The organism is Streptomyces sp. NPDC048612, assembly GCF_043199295.1.
Taxonomy (GTDB): Bacteria; Actinomycetota; Actinomycetes; order Streptomycetales; family Streptomycetaceae; genus Streptomyces.
On sequence record NZ_JBICVV010000071.1, the window covers coordinates 1 to 1,048 of the forward strand.

General features: G+C 56.7%; 1 rRNA gene. It reads right to left on the reverse strand.

The annotated features are described in order from the left end of the window. Nucleotides 1-1,048: ribosomal RNA gene (locus tag ACGFN2_RS35920) — 23S ribosomal RNA — on the reverse strand; the annotation flags it as partial.

A 1,048-nucleotide genomic window follows, 5' to 3' on the forward strand; every position in this document is an offset into this window, starting at 1 on the left:
TGTGGCATTGACACGACTTCGGCGGTGTGCTTGAGCCCCGCTACATTGTCGGCGCGGAATCACTTGACCAGTGAGCTATTACGCACTCTTTCAAGGGTGGCTGCTTCTAAGCCAACCTCCTGGTTGTCTCTGCGACTCCACATCCTTTCCCACTTAGCACACGCTTAGGGGCCTTAGTCGATGCTCTGGGCTGTTTCCCTCTCGACCATGGAGCTTATCCCCCACAGTCTCACTGCCGCGCTCTCACTTACCGGCATTCGGAGTTTGGCTAAGGTCAGTAACCCGGTAGGGCCCATCGCCTATCCAGTGCTCTACCTCCGGCAAGAAACACACGACGCTGCACCTAAATGCATTTCGGGGAGAACCAGCTATCACGGAGTTTGATTGGCCTTTCACCCCTAACCACAGGTCATCCCCCAGGTTTTCAACCCTGGTGGGTTCGGTCCTCCACGAAGTCTTACCTCCGCTTCAACCTGCCCATGGCTAGATCACTCCGCTTCGGGTCTTGGGCACGCTACTCAACGCCCTATTCGGACTCGCTTTCGCTACGGCTTCCCCACACGGGTTAACCTCGCAACATACCGCAAACTCGCAGGCTCATTCTTCAAAAGGCACGCAGTCACGACGCACCGAGCAAGCTCGATGCGCGACGCTCCCACGGCTTGTAGGCACACGGTTTCAGGTACTATTTCACTCCGCTCCCGCGGTACTTTTCACCATTCCCTCACGGTACTATCCGCTATCGGTCACCAGGGAATATTTAGGCTTAACGGGTGGTCCCGCCAGATTCACACGGGATTTCTCGGGCCCCGTGCTACTTGGGTGGTTCTCAAGCAAGCCGTTGATGTTTCAGCTACGGGGGTCTTACCCTCTACGCCGGACCTTTCGCATGTCCTTCGCCTACACCAACGGTTTCTGACTTGCCTCATCGCCGGCAGACGATGAAAGAGAACTCCCACAACCCCAACCACGCAACCCCTGCCGGGTATCACACGTGACTGGTTTGGCCTCATCCAGTTTCGCTCGCCACTACTCCCGGAATCACGGT